Below are 19,796 nucleotides of genomic sequence, written 5' to 3'. Positions count from 1 at the left end.
AATAATCGGCAGTGGGGTGCATGGTCACTTTGAGCGCACGCAAAAAGCCGCCCCTCTAGGGGGCGGCCCCCTTGCACCCGTCACTGTACATCACATACTTAACTCTTGCTAAGCACCACAGCTAACCCGACTGCTGTATCGAACTTACTGAGCTGCGGCAGTATCAGCCGAGACGCGCTGTAACTTCCACCGCTACTGCGCAATCTGCTCGCGGATGTTCGCGAGGATCTTCTTCTCCAGCCTCGACACCTGCACCTGCGAGATGCCGAGGCGGCTTGCGACTTCCGACTGGGTCTGATCGCGGTAATAGCGCAGATACACGATCAGACGCTCGCGCTCGGTTAGCGCACCGATGGCCTCGTTCAAGGCCAGCTTGTCGAACCAGCGCTCCTGCGACTCGTCGGCGATCTGGTCGATCAGTGTGATCGGATCGCCGTCGTTCTCGAAGACGGTCTCGTGGATCGAAGTCGGCGGCTTGTTGGCTTCCTGGGCGAAGACGATTTCTTCGGGCGTGACGCCCAGCGCTTCGGCCACTTCACCGATGGTCGGGAGGCGGTCGAGCGTTTTGGACATCTCATCCTTCATCTTGCGCACCTTGTTGGCCATCTCCTTCAGCGAGCGGCTGACCTTGAGCGTGCCGTCATCGCGGAGGAACCGCTGGATCTCGCCGATAATCATCGGCACCGCATAGGTGGAGAACTTGACCTCATAGCTGAGGTCGAATTTATCAACGGACTTCAGCAGTCCGATACAGCCGATCTGGAACAAATCATCCGGTTCATATCCGCGGTTCATAAACCGCTGCACCACCGACCAGACGAGGCGGATATTGCAGTTGACCAGCGTGTCGCGGGCCGTATGGTCCCCGGCTTGACTGAGCGCGATTAGACGTTTGACCTCCGCATCGTCCAAATAGGTCGGCGGAGCTTTTTTTGATTCTGCATCCATGGCTCCAACCCCTAATTGTATAAAGCTTTTTTCGAGACGATGGTTTTCTTCATGGAGATTGAGGTTCCGCGTCCCGGTTCGCTGATAACCTCGAATTCATCCATGAAATTCTCCATAATGGTGAAGCCCATACCTGACCGCTCCAGCTCCGGCTTCGAGGTATACAGCGGCTGCTGGGCCAGCTCCAGATCCTCAATGCCCCGGCCCTTATCCTCAATGGTCAGATGCACGGTCTCATTCTCAAGGGAAGCGGATATGCTGACAACACCTGCGGGATCACTGTCATAACCGTGAATAATACAATTGGTGACAGCCTCCGAGACTACCGTCTTCAAGTCATTCAGCTCCTCCATCGTCGGGTCGAGCCGGGAGACAAAGGCAGCTACTACTACACGCGCGAACGATTCATTCTCCGACAGCGCAGCAAACTGGACACTCATGAAGTTACGAGCTTCGCTACTAGTCATAACGCGACCTCCAAATCCGAGAGTGCAGCGCTCTCGTCGTCATATAGGGGCATGATTTTGAACAGGCCCGACATTTCCAGCAGGCGCTTCACAGGCGCTGTGGCATCGCAGACTGCCATTTTGCCGCCCTTACTGCGGATCAGCTTGTACCGCCCCAGAATCACTCCGAGACCCGAGCTGTCCATGAACTGCAGCTCCTTCAGACTCAGGATCAGATGCTCCACCTGGCCCCGCATAATCGCTTCATCCATATCCATACGTACATAATCGGCTGCGTGATGGTCCAGTTCCCCGGACAACCGGACAATCAGCACACCCCGGTGATGCTCCATCTCCACATGAGAATTCATGCTTGCCACTCTCCTCTTCGTTGCTTGGACAACCGCCCTGTAACTATTTCTTTCCCCTACAAGGACAAGGTTTCTACACCGCAATTGAGGATTCCTGCCTCACGACAAAACTAGAAGAAAACCCCTAAGAACTTACACAAAGCCCCTGGTGCAATCTACAAAATGCAAGAAATTAATCATTCGTAAACATAGCGCCCGTTGCCCGCTTGAACAGCTTCCACCAGCCCGCCTTGGCTACCGTTTCGCCTGCCTTCAATTCGTATTCCTTCAATACATCGTTCCCCTGGTAGACTACCAGCTTGCCGACCGTCTGGCCTTCGGCCACCGGAGCCTTCACCTGCTCATTCAGCACCAGCTCATGGCGGATACCCTCCTGGGTCACTCCTTTGCGGAGCAGTACACTATAGTCTTCCTTCGCCACCAGCGGGAGCTGCGACTTCACGCCCTTCTCAATCCTCACCGTGCCGATGGTGTCGCCTTCCTTGTGAATCGTATGCAGTTTATATTGGGAAAAGAGGTAGTCGAACATCGCCGAGACCTCGCTGTTGCGGGTCTTGGTGTTCGGCTCGCCCAGCACCACCGCTACAGCGCGCAGGCCGTCTCTGGCCGCCGTCGCCGACAGGCAGAATTTCGCTTCGGACGTATATCCCGTCTTCAGCCCGTCAGCGCCCGTGTAGAACCGCACCAGCTTGTTGGTGTTGACCAGCCAGAAAGGCTTGGTGGAATCCTTGCGCAGGTAATCCTGATAAGAGCCGGTGTATTTGATAATCTGCTCATGCTTTAGCAGCTCCCGGCTAATGACGGCAATATCATGCGCGGAGGAATAATGATTCGCAGCCGGCAGGCCGTTGCAGTTGGCGAAATGAGTATCCTTCAGGCCCAGGTCCTGTGCCTTCTGGTTCATGAGATCGACGAAGGCGCTCTCCGAGCCGGCGATTTTCTCCGCCATAGCTACGGAAGCATCATTGCCGGAGGCCATCGCGATGCCTTTCAGCATATCGTCAACCGTCATTTCCTCACCCGGCTCCAGAAAAATCTGTGAACCGCCCATCGATGCCGCATACTCGCTGGTCCGCACCTTGTCGGTCAGCTGCAGTTTGCCCTCGTCCAGCGCCTCCACCGTCAGCAGCATGGTCATAATCTTGGTAATACTGGCCGGCGGAAGTTTATCATGGCTGTTCTTCTCATAGATGACCGTGCCCGTGCTGGCATCCATCAGAATGGCAGAACGCGCCCCTGGCGCAAGCGTAGCAGCCGCCCCTCCGGCATTGCCGGAATTTGCGGTGCCTTTGGCTTTTTCCTCGGCCCAGGCTCCGGTAGCGCCTCCCAGAACCGATACAGCAATGCACAGCACAAGCGTTACATAACGAATTTTCCTCACAATGGTTCCCCTCCTGAACTTAACCTTCTTTTCACAGGTACTGTGTTCCAGTTTCGTCAGAATGGCAGGAAATTATTCCATTTCACGCACAAAAAAAAGAGCCTCCCCCGGTATCTTCACAGATACTTGAGAAAGCCCCTTTCCGGTACTGCTATGAATAGCTTAGCCGCCGATAGCCAAAGCGCTGAAAATAACAGGTCCCACCACTGTGGCAACGGAGCCGACATCCTGGTTCTCTACAATCAGCTGATAGTTCTGGACACCGGCCGGGACGTTGATATCTACCATATGCAGCGAGATAATACCATCGTCATTGAAATTCTCCTCCAGCTCTACCCGTGCATAGAAGATTTCGGTACCTGCCCGCCAGATGCGGACCAGCACATTGGGCGTATCCAGAGTAACATCCACGCCGATGGTGGCTTTCAGTTCCACCTTATTGGGGAAATGTCCTGGAACTGCGGGATCGATATACACCGATGTTCCTGCAATCTGTATACCAGCCGGAGAAATAGGAACAGGGATGGAGACCCCGTTAGTAATAGGTGTAACTACGGATGCATTATAATCCAAAAGTGTTTTGGCCATGCGTTATCACTCCTTTTCATATTCTACTAAAGTATATGAAAGATATGAAAAAGAGCTTGTGCATTTCTATTACTAGTCCACCTATTTATTATCGTGCGTTGCTATAATTCACTGCCGGACGGCTGCCGCCCTTATGCCCAAGATACAGTCTGGACAATAGAGGAGAGCGTACCGCCCAATTGGCGGCCAGCAGCGGCACCCCCACTCCGATCAGCGTAAAGGGCAACAGCCCGTAATCCGTCCCGAGGAGATATTTGAGCCCGTAATTCAAAGGCAAATGCAGGTACATGATCGCAATGGAGTTACGTCCCAGGCTGCCCATCCAGTCCAGCGGAACAAGCTTCGAGAGACGGTACACAGCGGCGCAGATAGTCAATGAGATAAGCAGCGGCACGGCCAGATCGAGCAGCAGCGAAGTATACTCCTTGTATTTCATATTCAGACTGTATTGAAGGACACCAGTCCGCTCCAGCAGCAGCACAAGAGCACATAACGGAAGCAGCACCGGCAGCGCCGAATAGCGGCGGATGAGCGCAGGGATCACCTGTTTTCCGTAGAATCCGATCGCATAATAAGTAATGGCGAGCAGGGACACATCTGCATTCCAGGGAAGATTGAAGTTCCTGAGCGTGGTCAGGGAGATGAGATGTGACAGGAGATAAGCAGAAGCGATCAGGAGAAATTGCGTGCGGCGGGAATAACGGACAATGTATCCGAAGAGCAGCTGTGTGAACAGCAGGCAGGTGATGAACCAGAACACCCCGTAAGGGCCCGTGAGCGACAATCCCCCGTAGAGCAGTCTCGCTACATTCTCGGCGAACCCTCGTATACTGAAGTTGAACAGCAGCAGCACGGAAGCAATCAGGAGTCCGTAGGCAAAATAGGGAGTCATCAGCCCCTTGGTCCGTTTGACCGCCCAGCCCAAATACCGCCCGGGTTCAACCGGCTTAAATACAAGTCCGCTAAGCATGAAGAACAAAGGCATCCGGAACCAGGACAGATAATGATTCGCTGCCGCATCGCCGGAGTGGCCCATTACTACAAAAATAATACTGAATCCCTTGGCGGCATCAATCCATAATTGTCGTGGTTTGTTCACGTTATCCTCCCATCTCCTCCCAAATCAGTTTTAATTTAATACAATTATAGAAGGGTTTATTTTTCTTTTCAAATTTCAATGAAATATTTCAGCGTTATTTCTGAAAGAATATTCACTTAACAACGGAGAAAACTCTGCAAAAATAAGTCATTCTGCCTAGACGGGGGACGTTGTCCCATCCGGGTAATAAATAGGGCTAAAGTGGCAGTGCGGTCCAGGGTGGGCTAGGGGGCAGCCTGTGAAAAGGTTTGAACGGATGGCTAGGATTACCTCCGTGCGAGTACAATGTATGCTGTTTACCGCATACATTTGGCCTGCGGTCTTCGCGCCAGCCAATTGTGTTCGGTTTTCCGCATACATTTGGCTCACGGCCTTCACTCCGGCTCATTATGTTCGGTTTTTCGCATCCAGCAAAAGCAAAGGGCCACCCGCTGCCGGATGGCCCTTATGACTGCACATATGCTTAATACAAATGACAGGCCGCCTGATGGCCTGAGTCCAGCTCCCGCAGCACCGGCGCTTCCGACTTGCAGCGGTCCATCGCATGCGGACAGCGGGGGTGGAAGGCACAGCCTGTGGGCGGAGTCTCAGGGTTCGGAACATCCCCCGTCAGGACGATGCGCTGCTTTTTCAGGCCCGGATTCGGTACCGGAACGGCAGACATCAGCGCCTGGGTATACGGATGCAGCGGCTTCGCGAAGAGTGCCTTCGTCGGAGCCAGCTCGACAATCCGCCCCAGGTACATGACGGCCACCCGGTCGCTGATGAACTTCACAACTGACAGGTCATGCGAGATAAACATATAAGTCAGGCCGTATTGCTCCTGCAGATCCTGCATCAGATTCAGCACCTGGGCCTGGATGGAGACATCCAGTGCCGAAACCGGCTCATCGCAGACAATGAACTTCGGATTCAGCGCAAGCGCACGGGCAATCCCGATCCGCTGCCGCTGGCCCCCAGAGAATTCATGGGGAAAACGGTGGGCCTGATAGGGGGACAGACCCACCACCTCCATCAGCTGCTCGACCCTGCTCTTCAGCTCTCCGGCGGGGGCCGATCCGTGGGTACGGAGCGGTTCCTCCAGAATGCGCTGGACGGTCCAGCGGGGGTCGAGCGAAGCGTAAGGGTCCTGGAACACCATTTGCATATCGGTACGGAACCTGCGGAGCTGCTCGGTATTCAGGCTGCGCACATCGGTGCCGCCGAACATAATCTCGCCTTCTGTCGGCTCAATCAGCCGCAGAATGGCCCGTCCGGTGGTCGACTTCCCGCAGCCGGATTCTCCGACCACAGCCAGCGTCTCTCCCTGCTCAACGGATAAGGTTATGCCGTCAACGGCTTTGACTGCACCAACCTGCTTAGAGAAAAAGCCCTTGCGGATCGGATAATGCTTCTTCAGATTGCGGACTTCCAGTAATGTGGTCATAGAACCCCCTCCTGCTGCAGGATACAGCGGCATGTGTGGCCCGGCTGCACCTCAAGCAGCTCCGGGAGCTGCTCCCGGCAGCGGTCCACCGCTACCGGACAGCGCGGTGCGAACCGGCAGCCGGGCGGCAGGCTGGCCGGATTCGGCACCTGGCCCGGTATCGAGCTGAGGCGGTCCTCATCCCCTGCCAGCTGGGGCAGGGAAGCCAGCAGCCCTTGAGTATACGGGTGCAGCGGCTGGCTATACAGGGTAGCCACATCTGTCTCCTCGACGATCTGACCCGCGTACATGATGACGACCCGGTCACACATCTCGGCAACGACCCCCAGATCATGTGTGATCATCAGGATTGACATGCCCTCGTTCTTTTGCAGATCCCGCATCAGATCAAGGATCTGCGCCTGAATCGTCACATCCAGCGCTGTCGTCGGCTCATCGGCTATGAGCAGCTGAGGATTGCAGACCATCGCCATTGCAATCATCACCCGCTGCCGCATCCCGCCGGAGAGCTGATGGGCATACTGCTGGGCAATCTTTTCCGGCCGGGGAATCCCTACCTTGCGCAGCATCTCCACCGCCCGCTCAGCCGCCTCCTTCTTGCTCAGCTTCAGATGGTAACGGGCGGATTCGGAGATCTGGCGGCCGATCTTGAACACCGGATTCAGCGAGGTCATCGGCTCCTGAAAAATCATCGCAATCCGGTTCCCCCGGATATTCCGCACCTCATTCATCGACATCTCCAGCATATCCTTGCCCTCGAAGCGGATCTGGCCGGAAGCAATCCGGCTGATCCGTTTGGGCAAGAGCTGCATGATTGAGAGTGAGGTAATGCTTTTGCCGCAGCCCGATTCGCCTACAATGCCCAGTGTCTCTCCCTTGCGCACTGACAGACTGATGCCGTCCACCGCACGGATTGTACCCGCCGCAGTCTGAAACTCGGTGCATAGCCCTGATACTTCCAGCAGTTCTGTCATGATTGCCCCTCCCTCCAGTACCCCACAAAGTGAAGTATTTGCTTCGATGATTAGTCAGGTACTTTGCGGGTACCCCAAAAAACTCCCTACAAAATATCCTTTTAAATACTATTTCTCTTCTTCTACACCCAGATATTTCAGCGCCGTTAAAGCATACACCTTCGCACACTGGATAATCTGCCAGACAGGAGCTTTCTCGTTGAAATTATGAATGGTGGACAGCTCGGCCGGTCCGTATTGCAGCACAGGAATGTTATGAGTGCGGAAATGGCGCGCGTCGCTGGAAGCCCATTGCAGCACACCGTAGGCTTCTTCCCCGCTCACCTCACAGATACTCTCAACCAGGTCCTTGACCACCGGCTCCTCATTGGAGGTCCAATTGGCATTGCCCTGGAAGCCGAAGCCCTTGACCTCGGATTCAATGCCGGCTTCAAGCAGCAGGGAGCGGGCACGGTCCAGCACATCCCGGTAGTCTACCCCAAATGGTACGCGGGAATCGACCTGAATGGTGCAGCGGTCCGCCACCACATTCACCTTGGTTCCGCCCTGAATCGTTCCGATGTTGACCGTCACATGGTCGAATACCTGATAGGCAAGGGAATCTTCTTCTTCGCTTCCCTTCACATAATCCTGCGAGATGCGGATAATCTCCTTAACTTCCTCGGGAATGTCCACTTTGATATCCCATAGCCGCTGTAAGGCTTCAATTCCTTTGGCAGCCTTCACAATGGCGCTGTCTCCAACCACTGGCGACAGGCTGCCGTGACCCGGTGTGCCTTCCACGGTGAATTCGAACCAGCAGCTGCCCTTTTGCCCGATGGTCGGGTTCAGCGGGCCGGAAGGCTCGGCAATCACAGCAGCGGTTCCGGTAATCAGGCCGCGCTCCAGCACCCAGGGAACCCCGAGATGACCGCCAGTCTCTTCATCGGGCACGATCAGCAGGGAGAGATCTCCTTTTAGCGGAACGCCCAGCTTCGACAGCAGTGCAGTGACGTAGATTAACCCGGCCAGGCCTGCTTTCATATCCGAAGCGCCTCTGCCCAGCAGATAGCCATCCACGATATCGCCGCAGAACGGATCGAAATCCCAGCGCGAGCGGTCTCCCGCCGGAACGACATCGGTATGTCCGCAGTAAATCAGCTTTTTGCCGGTGCGCTCCTCCGCGCCTGCACCCAGTGTGGACACCAGATTGAACATCGTTTCGGTGGCCGGATAGATCGCGGTATCGATACCGGCTTCTTTCAGATAACCAATAATATAAGCGCTGATCTCCCGTGAATCGCCCGGCGGATTCTCCGAAGGGTAACGGATCAGCTGAGAGCAGAGCGCAAGCAGTTCCTCCTGCCCGGCATCAATGGCCTCCAGCACCTTGCTTTTCCAGTCTGTCATGGGTTACGAATTCTCCTTTGTGTTCCAGGCTGCACGCCTTGCGGCTGGCAGGAGGAACTGTGAATTTGTGACAAAGAAGAGGGACAAGGCCTAAGGCCTGCCCGCTCTCTTTTAGCCAAACCTGCTTATTCTGTAATCGACAGCGGATAGAAACGGATCACTTCATCCGGGTAGAAGGCGTAGCCGCTGATCTTGTTGCTCATGCCCACAATGCGGTTGTATTCGTAGAGATACGCCCAAGGTGCTTCTGTCGTGATGATCTCCTGAGCCTGCTTGTAGAGCTCTGTGCGCTTCGCCGTATCTGTCTCCAGGTTCGCCTGCTCCCACAGCTTGTCTACTTCAGCATTCTGGTAATTGATGTAGTTGGAAGAGCCCTTGCCGTACAGCAGGAAGCCGAGGTGATAGCCGGGATCATTGACGAAGGAAGTCCATTTGGAGATATAAGAGGTCAGATTATTGGTCTTCTGCTGCTCCAGGAACTGGGCGCGGGCCAGCTTGTTGATCTTCATGTTGACTCCGATTTTGGCCAGCTCAGCCTGGATCAGGACTGCATCATCTTCCCAGTCATCGAAGCCGGAGCCCAGCGTGAAGTCGAAGTCAAAGCCCTTCTCATAGCCTGCTTCCTTCAGCAGTGCCTTGGCCTTGTCCAGATTGTACTCATACACATAGCCTGCATCGGTGAAGCCCGGCGTGTTGCTGGCTACTGCACTCTTCATCTGCTTGGCCTGGCCGTACATCACCCCGCTCAGCAGCTGATCGTAAGGAATCGCATAGTTGATTGCCTGACGGACTTTTACATTGTCGAACGGTTTGACTTTGTTGTTCATGGCGAAGAACAGAATTCGGTTACTTGCATTGGAAGCAACGGTCAGCGCCTTATTGGTCTCAAGCGTTGACACATCCTTCGGAGGAATCTCAATCGCCATGTCTACATCGCCTTTACCCAGCAGCAGCACGCGGTTAGAGGCTTCCTTCGTGAACTTCAGGGTGACCTTGCCCAGGCTTGGCGCACCCTGCCAGTAGCTGTCATTAGCTGTGAAAACAGCCTCGGTAGCCGGGTCCCACTTCGTAAGCTTGAACGGGCCGGAACCGGCGGCATTCGTCTTCAGGTAGTCTGCACCCTGTGCTTCTACCGTCTTCTGGTCCACGATGGAGAAGGTGTACATCGCCAGAATCTGCAGGAAATTATGATTGGCATTAGTCAGAGTAACTTCAACGGTCGAAGCATCTTTTACCGTCACTGATTTAATTGAAGCCATGCCGTAGAGGAAGCTGCCGGAGCTGGACTTCGCCACACGTTCAAAAGAGTACGCCACCGCCTCGGCATCCACCGGATTGCCGCTCTGGAAGCTCACGCCGGATTTCAGCTTGAACGTATACACCGTGTTGTCAGCATTCACTTCCCAGCTCTCTGCGAGCATGGGCTTGATGTCTTCGGTATTGGCGATGCTGGCGCCATTGTCGGTCTTGATGCCGTAGGTGACCAGCTGATCATAAGCGGCCAGCACAAGCGTATCGGAGGTCAGATCATTGGCTTCCGCCGGGTCGAGCGTGGTGCCGCCCTCGGAATAGGCCACCGTCAGGTTCTTTTTGACCGGGGCTGCTGTTGCTGCAGTATCCGTTCCTGCCGAAGTGGCAGCAGGGGTCTGCGGATTGGCGCTGCTGGCGCATCCGGCAAGCATGATTGAAAAAGCGACGAGTGTGGACAACAGTTTAACTTTTTTCATCGATAATTCCTCCCTTTTCTATATCCTGCCTGCATAACAACTACTTGTGCTGCTGATGATTGTCTGCCGCTTGCGCTCCAGCTGACGTTAATCTATCTATTTCTATCGGGACGGGCGGCCTTGGGGATTCCCCTGCTCGCCTCATTTCCCCGAACGCAACCGCGGGTCAAGCACATCCCGGAAGCCGTCTCCGAGGAGATTGAAGCCTAAGATGGAGGTGGCAATGCCGAGGCCTGGAAAAGTAACCAGCCACCATTGCCCGGAAATGATATATTCCCGGCCTTCGGAGATCATCGCGCCCCATTCGGCAATCGGGGGTCTGACCCCCAGCCCCAGGAAGCTGAGACTGGACGCGGTCAGGATGGCGAAGCCCATCCCGAGCGTAGCCTGCACCATTAGCGGCGCCAGAGCATTCGGCAGAATATGCCGGTACAGAATGACTCTATCCTTCACACCAATGGCCCGGCTGGCTTCGATATACTCCTTCTCCCGCAGAGAGACCGTCTGGCCGAACATCAGCCGGGCGAATTCGGGGATGCCGACAATGCCGACGGCGATCATTGCGCTGCTGAGTCCGGCGCCGATCGAGGCGGCAATCGCCATCGACAATACCAGTGACGGGAAGGACAACAATACATCCATGACCCGCATGATGATGGTTCCGGTCCGGCCACCGTAGTAAGCGGCAATCCCGCCCAGCGGCATCCCGATCAGGAAGGAGATCGAGACCGCGATCAGGCCGGTCCAGATGCTGATCCGTGCGCCGTACAGCACCCGGCTGAGGATATCCCTGCCGAAGTTGTCGGTTCCGAACCAATGGCTGCCGGAGGGCGGCTGCAGCTTATTCGCCATATCTGTGACGAACGGATCATGCGGAGCCAGCCAGGGGGCAAAAATGGCTACCACGGTCCAGATCAGGATGAAGGTCAGCCCGATGGCCGCCAGGCGGTTGTGCAGCAGCAGGGATAATAGGGTCCGCGGCTTGGCCGGTGCGGGCTTCGCCGGGCTGCCCTGTGCTGAATGTGCTGCAGTGCTCACAAGCAATCTCCTCCTCTCACACATGCTGTTCTATTCATAACGGATTCTCGGGTCAATGAACCCGTAGATCAGGTCGACCGCCAGGTTAATTCCGCAGTAGAGCACGGCACTGACCAGGGTGAACGCCTGGATCGGCGCGTAATCCGCTGCCAGTATGGAGTCGGTGACATAGCCGCCGATTCCCGGCCAGGAGAAGATCGTCTCCGTGATGACCGCGCCGCCCATCAGGAAGCCGAACTGGAGTCCGAGCACCGTTAGCGTGGGAATCAGCGCATTAACCAGTGCGTGCTTGTAGATGACGGCCGATTCCCGCAGCCCCTTGGCCCGGGCGGTGCGGACGAAGTCCTGATCGACCACCTCCAGCATGCTGGAGCGGGTCATCCGGGCGATGATCGCCATCGTACCGGTACTGAGGCAGATCGCCGGGAGCACGAGATGCGCGAGGCTGCTTTTAAGTGCAGCGGTGTCGCCGGAGAGTATACTGTCCAGCACGTACAGCCCGGAGATATGCACCGGCGGGTTAAGATCCCCGCTGATCCGGCCCATCGGTGCCGGTGCCCAGCCCAGAATGGAGTAGAAAATATAGATGAACATCAGTCCGAGCCAGAAGATCGGCACACAAGCACCTATCAGGGAAAATACACGCGAGATGTGATCCAGCAGCGATTCCTTACGGGTAGCGGCCACAATGCCTACCGGGATGGCGATCAGAATCGCAATCAGGATGCTGGCCAGGGTCAGCTCAATCGTAGCCGGGAAGCGCGAAGCCAGGTCACTGGCGACCGAATGTCCGGTGTGATAGGCATAGCCGATATCGCCTTGCAGCAGTTGCCCGATGTAAGCGAAGAACTGGATATACAGCGGCTTGTCCAGCCCCATATCCTGGCGGATCTTGTTCACTATCTCCTCCGGAGCCTGCTCTCCGGCCAGCATAATCGCAGGATCGCCCGGCAGGACTCTCGACAGAATGAAGGTGATGACGATAATGCCGAGCAAGGCTGGAATCATCTGCACCAATCTTTTTAATGTATAAGCAAACAATGAATCAACCCCCTTACGACTTCGACTGCTGTGCCTCTGTGACGGAATTCCGCTCTCATGTCAGGTAATACGTGTATGCTGTGTCTTATTAAAGTGTTGAGCTAATTCTACATAGAATTTCACAGCCCCTCTACGTCCCGTTCAGCTAAAAAAATGCACAACCGTTTGTCGATTGTGCACTATCAAGGACTATGAATGTTAGATTTACTCACACGACATTCCAGAAATCTTCCAAAGCGCCCTATTTTTCCTGGAGATAATAGTAAATCAGGCACAAATGGCAGACGAACTGTTCGCGCGGATCATTCAGATCGAAGCCAGTGATATCCCGAATCCGCTCCAGCCGGTATTTGACGGAGTTGCGGTGGATATAGAGGCTGTTCGCCGTCTCAATCAGACTGCCCCGGCACTCCAGATAATGATAGAAGGTCAGCAGCATATTGCTGTCATGCTCCTGGTCATATTGCAGCAGCTTGCCCAGCTTGCGCTCGAACAGCTTCTCGAACCCCGGACCGCTCAGCCCCTCCAGCAGATGATAGACCTCCATCTCTTCGTAGCGGGTAATCCCGCCGGGGCCTTGTCCGAGTCTTCTGGAGATGGACAGCGCTTTGCGCGCCTCGTTATAGCTGGTGTGGATGTCCCACAGATATTCCGAGGTGCCGATACCGCAGCGGTAACTGCTTAAGCCTTCTGCCTTGTCCTGCAGCCAGCCGCTCAGCGTCTTCTCCCATGGCTCCTCCGCGTCACCGCCCGGCGTGAACCTGCGCCCCTCCTGCGTAGGCAGGAACAGCACCGCCCGGCTCGAACGGTACTCGGCGTGAGGCGTGACGCCGCGCTTCTTCGCCTCCCGCTCCAGCAGCCGGTTCACCGTCTCCTCGCTCGGCGCCGTCTCCCCTTCGATGACGGCCACCTCCCACTTGTGCTCCGGGTTCATCCCGAGCTGACGGGCCCGCCGCTGCACCTCATGCCTCGACGGCAGCGGCGGGGTCAGCAGCTCATCGATGAAGTTGCCGCGCAGCCGGAATTCCGTATCCTCGGCTACCTTACGCCGCATTATTTCAAGGGCAAACACAAGCCGGGCTTGCTCGATGCCCACCTCCTCCATATCATCCAGCCGCTCCTTGTCGACGAGCAGCCGGGCAACCGTCCGGCGGTCCACATGGATGTTCCAGCTAAGCGGAGAGTCGCTCTGGGTCCAGTCATAGTCTGCTGGGGAGGATACGATAATCTTCCGCTCCGTATCCACGAGTGCCACCGGGGCCTTAAGGAACTCGGCCACACTGTCGCTGACCGCCTGAATGCCGCTGTTCTCCAGCACCATGGTGGTCAGCGTGCGGTAGACCTCCTCCGCCCGGCGCAGCAGCATCGCCTGCCGCCCCAGCAGCAGCTCCATCACCGGCTGGGTAATATCCGTGTACGGAATCTCGGGCGGGATCTCCACAATCGGCAGACCGCAGGCATTGCTGGCCTCGATGGCTCCTTGTGGAATCTCCTTCAGGAAGCGGGCCGGCTTGATCGCCAGCGCCGCTGCGCCCAGATTATCAAGCGTATAGATCACCTCAGTCAGCAGCGAAGGATCATGGCGGATCGAATAGGCTGTCGTCAGCAGCATCACCCCTTCGCTGATCCAGCCCTTCAGATCCGGAACCTCCATAATATCCACGAACCGGACCACCCGGTCCAGCCCCTGCTCCCCGCTGATGACCTTCGCTTTCCCAAGAACCGAGAGCTCCATCAGCTCCCGCAGCGTAATTCCTCGTGTATTCACCCTTCCGCCTCCCTCTGCTGTCTTCAGTATTTCATGATTTTTCCTGAAATATGCCAATATGCCATGACAATGCCGCCAGCCGACTTTTTGCGTTCCCGCTAGTTTATCAGAGATTCCCGCTGAGCCACAGGAAAATCATATCCAGTTGGCGATATTTTCGGATTTGTACGCGGGATGCTTGCTGGGCGGTGGTGAGGGAGCTGGTTGTAGGGAGAGGTGGAATGGGGGGAAGTTAAGGGAGTGGGACAATTCAATGGGATCTATCAGCTTGCAGTAAAATCAGTTACACTAGTGCTCCTTCTCCACCTCATTCTCACCTTTTGCCCGTATAGCCTGAATTCAGGTGCACTTATGCACCTCATTTTCACCTTTTGCCCGCTTACGCTGAATTCAGGTGCACTAATGCACTTCGCCCCCTCGTTCCCTCGTTCAGTCGTATAGACCACTCCCATTCGAATCTTGAAGGTCTTCACCTCTATTCCCCTAACAACAAACAAGCGCCCCCCGGGCCTGAGCCAGGAGGAACGCTTTAAGGAGATCATAGCTATTAGTTTGCTACACATTAGTTTTCACACATTAGTTTGCAACTCATTAATTTCCACACATTAGTTTGCCGCACATCGCCTACACACGTAGTCTGCCCCACACCTACAGGAATGGCGAATTTCAGCAAACTGCAATACCACCCAAGACAAGGCTTTGCTACGAGCGATGCACCTCTCCCGCAGCAGAAGCTCCCGCACCAGAGGCTGACGCAGCAGCAGCGGCACCAAGGCAGAGTATGGGATCGAACGCGCGGATGCCGAGCCGCTCTTCCAGCTCCGCTGCCAGCCCGATCGTGGCGAAGCCGGTGCACGCCAGCACCAGGACTTCCGCGCCGCGCTCCACGAGCCGGGCGGCACCCGCCAGCGCGCCTGCCCGTCCAGCAGGCTTGCCCAGATCCAGCGTGGTTGTCACGCCGTCGGGGCGGTCCATGCCAATGTAAGCCCCGCCGAGAATACCGCGGATGAGCGTCGGCACCTCTTCCAGGATCGTCAGCACGCCCACCCGGTTGCTGTAAGCCATAGCCATATGGGCCGCGCAGGAGCCCGCTCCCAGCACAGGAACATTCACCACTGCCCTGGCTTCCAAGAGTGCCGGATCGGCAGCACAGCTGATGCCGATAGCCGTGCATCCCTGCCGCTCCAGTTCCCCGGCAAGCCTTATAATCTTCGGAATGGATTCCGCCTCTGTCTGCGCATCATAGACACCCCGGGGCTGATCCGGGATGCACCGGCTCATCACCGGCAGACCATACCGCCGCTCAATTAAATCTCCATGTAACTGGATTGCAGAGTTCTCCTGCAATGTAATGACACGTATGATTCCAAGCATCCTATCTCCTCCTGACCGCCTTGATTTAGATGCTGCAAAAGCATAACCAACCACCCTATTTCAGCCGTAAACAGCAATAGCAGCCGGAAATCCAAAGGTTCACTACAGTGGCGATTGCACCACCCGTCCAAATCTGTGATGCGGCTTATTTAACCTTGCAATCAGCAGCTTCCATTCTGCTTACTGCAGTTCCCCAGCCTGCATAATCAGCTTGTCGTCGATATACACATCCGGCTTCATGACCACAGCATCAATATGCACGCCAGCCGCAACGACCCCGCCGAACGTGTTATTGCTGCCAAAAGCCACATGGATTGTCCCGTACACCTTCTCATCCTCCAGCACCACACCTGTAATTCTGGCCTTGTTGTTGGTCCCGATGCCGAATTCGCCCAGCAGCCTGCCATCGCCATCGCCAAGCATGTCCAGCAGCTTGCCGCCATGCTCCCCGCCGGCATGGATCAGCCTTCCATCTTCCACGGTCAGCACCATTGGGCCGTCCAAGGCACCGATCCCTGCAACCGAGCCGTCCACCTTAATCTGGCCGGTAGCCGTGCCTTCCAGGGGCGCAATATAAGCTTCACCTGAGGGCAGATTGCCTGATTCGCCCGGATTGAGGTATAGCCCGGTGCTGAGAATGCCATCCCGGCCGTCAATAGAGAAACTAAGAACCATCCCTTCTTTCTCCACACGCACCCGGCTGCCCGCAGACAACAGCGCAGCGACCTGCTCGGTCAGCGCCTTCACCTGCCCATAATCCGCAGTGATCGCGCCGTGGCTGAACATATCATCGGTGATCCCCGGCATAGTAGCTACCCGGGTTCCCGCTGCGGCTGCCTGCTTACGCGCCGCCGTATGTGTCATCGAGTGGGTCGTGATACATACGGCCACATCCGCTTTAGCCATAGCTTCGGCTACCGGAGCCGGAGGCTCCTCCCCCGATCTGCTCCGCGGCTGCATAACCAGCAGCATTGATTCCGCTCCCAGCCTTTTGCCCGCCTCATAGACCGACTCGGCCAGATCACGCTTATCATCGTCGGCTACTACAGCCAGCAGTTCTCCGCTGGCAAGCCCGAGACAATCCTTAAGAACATTCATGCTAATTCCAATTCTTGCTTCACTCATCTTCATTTCCTCCCGAATTACACCATTTCTGCTACCAGCTTGCCCATCAGGGCATTGGACAGCACGGCGGGCACTCCTGCGGAGGCCGCCCACTGTCTATGCTGCTCCACATATCCCATACAGTCAAGCACTAACACATCCGCATGACCGCTCAGACGCTCTGCTGCGGCGCGAAAATCCGCTTCCGTACCCGTATAAGGTGAAGCCGCAGCGAACGGCAGCCGGGCTCCGGCGCCTGCGAATTTCTCAATCATTGCGTCCTCCTGCTCCGGCAGAGGGCCAATCAGTCCCAGACGGCGCCCGTCCAGCATCGCCTGCACGACTGGAGGAATGATCCGGTCCGGCTCAATCAGATGGGCAGCAGACGTATGCAGTCCCGGAAAAACTCCCGTACACGCCAGCAGGATCGTCCGAATCCCAGCGGCTTCCATAGCATCAATCTTCCCTTGGAGAACGGACTGTATCCGCTCCCGTGAGATTACCGCAGCGGACCCGTCCGCCATGCGGGTGGTCAGCACATACTCTCCCGGCCCTGGACTGTAGAATTCACGCACCTGTTCAGCCGTGAACCCGTCCAGCACCCCGGACTGAACCAGTCCCGCCTTGCCTTCCAGATATTTCTCAATGATGGGCGCGACATCCTGCCTGGGTGCTTGCCCAATCGTAATCAGCCCGATATTCTTCATTCTTGTCCCTCCAGACGCTATGGGTTACAGCCAAGCTGTGCTAACAGAGCAGGCGCTGAAGGAAGCTCAGCGCCTGACTGTACATGTACATCTGTTATCCTGTTAGTGAGAAGTGACTGCCGGTTTACCAAGCGTCTGCAGTACGCTCATGGAGCCGTACAGCTCAGTAATTTTGGCAAACTCTGCTTCGTTGTAGAAAGAGCATGTTCCCTGCGTTACTTCCTTGGCCGTCTCGATAGCAAAACGCACCGCCTGAGCAATATCCACCTCATGGCTGGCACCAGTACCGCAGCCCGGAACCATAGATTGGGCAGTAATCGCGAGACCCACCACCGGAGCAGAGGTAGCTACCGCAGGCTGAAGAATGGAATTGATATGATACAGCCCGTTGCCGTAAGGGGTAATATCCTGAGTCGTCACCGGAAAAGTAACCGGATACTGTCCTGTCGTCATCTCCTTGATCCGCAGCAAATCTTCGCTGACCCGCAGAATATAGCCTTCTTTGACCGTCGGCGAGATGGCGATCCCTTTGTGGTTAACCACACGGTTGCCTTTGGTCGTATCAATCGATAGAACCGCTTCCATCTCCGGCAGCACTTCATGCTCATTCATCTGCAGAATATCTACAGGGGAATCCATGAAATCCACCGGCTCGTGCGGCAGGGTTGGAGCATCCGGGCAAATATGGGTGGTCACCAGCACATCTCCCAGCAGCACATCCCCTTTGGTCTGCATGTCTGCCAGCTTCAGCGCAGAAGCAATCGCCGCTACCGCACCGTCAGCATCAGAGACCAGGCCAATCCGGCTCGGGCGCGCCCCGATACCACCCAGTCTGCCGACAATGCCGAACGTTGGGGCAGAGCCGCCGCCAAGCTTGCCTTCACTGCCCGGGATCGTGATTTTGACGAATTCTGTGCTGCCCTTTTCGCCTTCCACCTTCTGAAGCTCAACCTTAACCGCAGGATATTCTGCGAATAACTGCTTGACCTGCTTACCGTTAACATAAGCGCTGTCCAGTGCGTTCAAGACTGTAATCGTTTGATGAAGTGCCATTCTAATTCCTCCCCGGATGCATGCTCATGTTTGTCATGTTTGCATTTATACTATCTCATCCGGCAAAATGTCCACAATGTACCGCCCTGCCAAACTGAAACAGCATTTCTTGTCCTTTGCAGATAAACCTTACGCGCAGAGTACACTCTTACGGCTTACCGCTAATGAATAAAGGTTAATTCTCCCAAGCAGCGAAATATAACAGGGTAATGGTGCTTATTTTCAGACAGGAGGTGCTTCATAGGATGAAGCCTGCACATAAGATTAATAAGGACAAGCTGGTCCAGATTATCAGTGAAGAGGCCCGGCGGACGGGGTTCTCAGGGGTCGTACAAGTGACGGAACGGGAGCATGTCCTTGCAGCCGCAGCTTTTGGGATAGCTAATATAGGGGACGTACGGCTCAACCAGGCCCATACCCGCTTCGCCATTGCTTCCGGCAGCAAACTATTTACCGCCATTGCGGTCTGCCAGCTCGCAGAGCAAGGTTTGCTTTCTTTTGACGCCAAAATACTGGACATCCTGCCGAAGCAGGAATTCCCATTGTTCGACCCAGCGATCAGCGTGCACCAGCTATTGACTCACAGCTCGGGCATACCGGATTACTTCGATGAAGAAGAGATGGAGGATTTCGCGGCACTGTGGAAGGAGACCCCGATGTACACGCTGAGGCGGCCTGGAGATTTCCTCCCGCTGTTCGCTAGGCTTCCTATGAAATTCGCCCCAGGCGGGCGTTTTCACTATAACAATGCAGGATATATCATGCTTGCTATGCTCGTAGAAGCGGTCAGCAGGCAGCCGTTCACGGAATATGTAGAACAGCATATTTTCCTGCCTTGCGGGATGAAGGATTCCGGTTACTTCGCGCTTGATGCGCTTCCGGCCCACACCGCTCAGGGATACATCGACAGCAGCAACGGGAAAAAGACCAGCAACATCTACTCCATTCCGGTGGTCGGAGGCGGGGACGGAGGGGCATTTGTTACGGCAGCGGATATGCATAAGCTGTGGAGCGGCTTGCTTGAACACAAGCTGTTACAGGCAGAGACCAAGGCTCTGCTGCTGACACCGCATATTTATGAGCGAAAGGACAGCTATTACGGTTATGGCGTGTGGATACAAGCCGGCCCCAGCGAAAAGGTGCTAAAGTACCATATCATGGGCTACGATCCCGGGATCAGCTTCCACTCCGCATACTATCCCGAACGTGGCATGACCATTACTGCTCTCTGCAACAAGAGCAACGGGGCTTACGGGATGATGACTGCTATGGAGGACTATCTGCCGGTAGAGTAGACGGATGGGCCGAAGGTTAGCCAATTTGCTACAAAATAAACAAGCCGTACGCCAGCAATCTGCTGAT

General features: G+C 55.6%; 18 protein-coding genes. 1 reads left to right on the top strand and 17 read right to left on the bottom strand.

Translation table 11 applies throughout. From position 1 onward, the window contains the following. Window positions 1–192: 192 nt before the first annotated feature. From sigF to MKY64_RS05860, 17 genes are all read right to left on the bottom strand, one after another. Window positions 193–948 carry an RNA polymerase sporulation sigma factor SigF gene (gene sigF / locus MKY64_RS05940; RefSeq protein WP_036727459.1) on the bottom strand — a complete coding sequence of 252 codons (756 nt, stop codon included), beginning with the start codon at window positions 946–948 and terminating at the stop codon, window positions 193–195. A gap of 11 nt (window positions 949–959) precedes the next feature. After that, on the bottom strand, window positions 960–1,415 hold the full coding sequence (gene spoIIAB, locus MKY64_RS05935) for an anti-sigma F factor (RefSeq protein WP_036727460.1): 456 nt from the start codon (window positions 1,413–1,415) through the stop codon (window positions 960–962). Further along, the gene (gene spoIIAA / locus MKY64_RS05930) at window positions 1,412–1,765 is read right to left on the bottom strand and encodes an anti-sigma F factor antagonist (protein ID WP_036727462.1); all 354 of its coding nucleotides are present in this window, start codon (window positions 1,763–1,765) and stop codon (window positions 1,412–1,414) included. The genes spoIIAB and spoIIAA overlap by 4 nt, the downstream gene beginning before the upstream one ends. Before the next feature lie 172 nt (window positions 1,766–1,937). Further along, entirely contained in the window at window positions 1,938–3,137 is a 1,200-nt protein-coding gene (locus MKY64_RS05925) for a D-alanyl-D-alanine carboxypeptidase family protein (protein ID WP_445323375.1), read from the bottom strand. A gap of 171 nt (window positions 3,138–3,308) precedes the next feature. Further along, window positions 3,309–3,734, bottom strand: a complete 426-nt coding sequence (locus MKY64_RS05920; RefSeq protein WP_051478179.1) for a hypothetical protein — start codon at window positions 3,732–3,734, stop codon at window positions 3,309–3,311. Between the two features lie 88 nt (window positions 3,735–3,822). Then, the gene (locus tag MKY64_RS05915) at window positions 3,823–4,833 is read right to left on the bottom strand and encodes an acyltransferase family protein (RefSeq protein WP_340951551.1); all 1,011 of its coding nucleotides are present in this window, start codon (window positions 4,831–4,833) and stop codon (window positions 3,823–3,825) included. Between the two features lie 463 nt (window positions 4,834–5,296). Then, window positions 5,297–6,259 (bottom strand): ABC transporter ATP-binding protein, encoded by a 963-nt coding sequence (locus MKY64_RS05910; RefSeq protein ID WP_339310450.1) that lies wholly within the window; start codon window positions 6,257–6,259, stop codon window positions 5,297–5,299. Then, window positions 6,256–7,233, bottom strand: coding sequence for an ABC transporter ATP-binding protein (locus tag MKY64_RS05905; protein ID WP_036727467.1), 978 nt, complete (start codon window positions 7,231–7,233; stop codon window positions 6,256–6,258). The genes MKY64_RS05910 and MKY64_RS05905 overlap by 4 nt, the downstream gene beginning before the upstream one ends. 108 nt (window positions 7,234–7,341) lie before the next feature. Further along, on the bottom strand, window positions 7,342–8,622 hold the full coding sequence (locus MKY64_RS05900; RefSeq protein ID WP_340951547.1) for a M20 family metallopeptidase: 1,281 nt from the start codon (window positions 8,620–8,622) through the stop codon (window positions 7,342–7,344). A gap of 125 nt (window positions 8,623–8,747) precedes the next feature. After that, window positions 8,748–10,349 (bottom strand): ABC transporter substrate-binding protein, encoded by a 1,602-nt coding sequence (locus MKY64_RS05895; RefSeq protein ID WP_340951544.1) that lies wholly within the window; start codon window positions 10,347–10,349, stop codon window positions 8,748–8,750. A gap of 141 nt (window positions 10,350–10,490) precedes the next feature. Continuing rightward, window positions 10,491–11,411, bottom strand: a complete 921-nt coding sequence (locus MKY64_RS05890) for an ABC transporter permease (protein ID WP_445671691.1) — start codon at window positions 11,409–11,411, stop codon at window positions 10,491–10,493. 6 nt (window positions 11,412–11,417) lie between these two features. Further along, window positions 11,418–12,428: an ABC transporter permease gene (locus MKY64_RS05885; RefSeq protein ID WP_200869572.1), complete on the bottom strand. Its 1,011-nt coding sequence runs from the start codon at window positions 12,426–12,428 to the stop codon at window positions 11,418–11,420. A 241-nt stretch (window positions 12,429–12,669) separates the two neighbouring features. Further along, on the bottom strand, window positions 12,670–14,196 hold the full coding sequence (locus MKY64_RS05880; RefSeq protein ID WP_340951540.1) for a PucR family transcriptional regulator: 1,527 nt from the start codon (window positions 14,194–14,196) through the stop codon (window positions 12,670–12,672). A 702-nt stretch (window positions 14,197–14,898) separates the two neighbouring features. Further along, window positions 14,899–15,570 (bottom strand): aspartate/glutamate racemase family protein, encoded by a 672-nt coding sequence (locus MKY64_RS05875; RefSeq protein ID WP_340951538.1) that lies wholly within the window; start codon window positions 15,568–15,570, stop codon window positions 14,899–14,901. Between the two features lie 180 nt (window positions 15,571–15,750). Next, window positions 15,751–16,695 carry an aminopeptidase gene (locus tag MKY64_RS05870; RefSeq protein ID WP_339249464.1) on the bottom strand — a complete coding sequence of 315 codons (945 nt, stop codon included), beginning with the start codon at window positions 16,693–16,695 and terminating at the stop codon, window positions 15,751–15,753. A 17-nt stretch (window positions 16,696–16,712) separates the two neighbouring features. Next, a complete protein-coding gene (locus tag MKY64_RS05865; protein ID WP_036732039.1) occupies window positions 16,713–17,381 on the bottom strand; it encodes an AroM family protein in 669 nt (222 codons plus the stop codon). 102 nt (window positions 17,382–17,483) lie between these two features. Then, window positions 17,484–18,434, bottom strand: coding sequence for a DUF1177 domain-containing protein (locus tag MKY64_RS05860; RefSeq protein ID WP_340951534.1), 951 nt, complete (start codon window positions 18,432–18,434; stop codon window positions 17,484–17,486). Between the two features lie 245 nt (window positions 18,435–18,679). Here MKY64_RS05860 and MKY64_RS05855 point away from each other — a divergent pair, with 245 nt between their 5' ends. Further along, on the top strand, window positions 18,680–19,729 hold the full coding sequence (locus tag MKY64_RS05855) for a serine hydrolase domain-containing protein (RefSeq protein WP_340951533.1): 1,050 nt from the start codon (window positions 18,680–18,682) through the stop codon (window positions 19,727–19,729). Window positions 19,730–19,796 lie beyond the last annotated feature (67 nt).

The organism is Paenibacillus sp. FSL R7-0210, assembly GCF_038009085.1.
GTDB lineage: Bacteria > Bacillota > Bacilli > Paenibacillales > Paenibacillaceae > Paenibacillus_AQ > Paenibacillus_AQ silagei.
Note: the sequence above shows the minus strand (reverse complement) of the source record. Positions and strands in the feature narration are given on the sequence as shown.